Consider the following 1990-nt stretch of genomic DNA (forward strand, 5'->3'; position numbering starts at 1 on the left):
GTACTCCGTAAAGTACATGGTGGAGACTAGGAGAGTCGAACTCCTGACCTCCTGCGTGCAAAGCAGGCGCTCTACCAACTAAGCTAAGTCCCCAGCTTATCACTTAATGAACGACATATCTTTCAATCTAAGCTACTGCAATCAGATTTGGTGGGTCTGACAAGACTTGAACTTGTGACCCCACGCTTATCAAGCGTGTGCTCTAACCAACTGAGCTACAGACCCTCAGATACATCTTCGAAGAACAACTTGTTGTGGATTCTTACCGGTCACCAATCTTTCGTTAAGGAGGTGATCCAGCCGCAGGTTCCCCTACGGCTACCTTGTTACGACTTCACCCCAGTCATCGGCCACACCGTGGTAAGCGTCCTCCTTACGGTTAGACTACCTACTTCTGGTGCAACAAACTCCCATGGTGTGACGGGCGGTGTGTACAAGGCCCGGGAACGTATTCACCGCGGCATTCTGATCCGCGATTACTAGCGATTCCGACTTCATGGAGTCGAGTTGCAGACTCCAATCCGGACTACGATCGGCTTTTTGAGATTAGCATCCTATCGCTAGGTAGCAACCCTTTGTACCGACCATTGTAGCACGTGTGTAGCCCTGGTCGTAAGGGCCATGATGACTTGACGTCGTCCCCGCCTTCCTCCAGTTTGTCACTGGCAGTATCCTTAAAGTTCCCGGCTTAACCCGCTGGCAAATAAGGAAAAGGGTTGCGCTCGTTGCGGGACTTAACCCAACATCTCACGACACGAGCTGACGACAGCCATGCAGCACCTGTATGTAAGTTCCCGAAGGCACCAATCCATCTCTGGAAAGTTCTTACTATGTCAAGACCAGGTAAGGTTCTTCGCGTTGCATCGAATTAAACCACATGCTCCACCGCTTGTGCGGGCCCCCGTCAATTCATTTGAGTTTTAGTCTTGCGACCGTACTCCCCAGGCGGTCTACTTATCGCGTTAGCTGCGCCACTAAAGCCTCAAAGGCCCCAACGGCTAGTAGACATCGTTTACGGCATGGACTACCAGGGTATCTAATCCTGTTTGCTCCCCATGCTTTCGTACCTCAGCGTCAGTATTAGGCCAGATGGCTGCCTTCGCCATCGGTATTCCTCCAGATCTCTACGCATTTCACCGCTACACCTGGAATTCTACCATCCTCTCCCATACTCTAGCTGACCAGTATCGAATGCAATTCCTAAGTTAAGCTCAGGGATTTCACATCCGACTTAATCAGCCGCCTACGCACGCTTTACGCCCAGTAAATCCGATTAACGCTCGCACCCTCTGTATTACCGCGGCTGCTGGCACAGAGTTAGCCGGTGCTTATTCTGCGAGTAACGTCCACTCATCCTAGGTATTAACTAGGAGAGCCTCCTCCTCGCTTAAAGTGCTTTACAACCAAAAGGCCTTCTTCACACACGCGGCATGGCTGGATCAGGCTTCCGCCCATTGTCCAATATTCCCCACTGCTGCCTCCCGTAGGAGTCTGGGCCGTGTCTCAGTCCCAGTGTGGCGGATCATCCTCTCAGACCCGCTACAGATCGTCGCCTTGGTAGGCCTTTACCCCACCAACTAGCTAATCCGACTTAGGCTCATCATTTAGCGCAAGGTCCGAAGATCCCCTGCTTTCTCCCGTAGGACGTATGCGGTATTAGCATTCCTTTCGGAATGTTGTCCCCCACTAAATGGCAGATTCCTAAGCATTACTCACCCGTCCGCCGCTAAGTGATAGTGCAAGCACCATCACTCCGCTCGACTTGCATGTGTTAAGCCTGCCGCCAGCGTTCAATCTGAGCCATGATCAAACTCTTCAGTTTAAAATCATTAGTAGCTTATGGCTACAAATCTTGGCTCATCAATTTTCTGACTAAAAATTCGCTCAAATAAACTTCGAGAAATTTCTACCATTCAATCAATGAAATATTTTCGATTGATCAACCAGTAAAAATCCACACAAGTTGTTCTTCTATTCTCTTAATGATCTT

General features: G+C 49.8%; 2 tRNA genes and 1 rRNA gene. All 3 read right to left on the minus strand.

What is annotated here, in order from left to right:
* Positions 1 to 17: 17 nt before the first annotated feature.
* Positions 18 to 93 (minus strand) — tRNA-Ala (locus tag MN869_RS20280).
* A 55-nt stretch (positions 94 to 148) separates the two neighbouring features.
* Positions 149 to 225, minus strand: a tRNA-Ile gene (locus MN869_RS20285).
* 59 nt (positions 226 to 284) lie between these two features.
* A 16S ribosomal RNA gene (locus MN869_RS20290) occupies positions 285 to 1822 on the minus strand.
* Positions 1823 to 1990 lie beyond the last annotated feature (168 nt).

This window comes from Acinetobacter sp. NIPH1876 (genome assembly GCF_022808535.1).
GTDB lineage: Bacteria > Pseudomonadota > Gammaproteobacteria > Pseudomonadales > Moraxellaceae > Acinetobacter > Acinetobacter higginsii.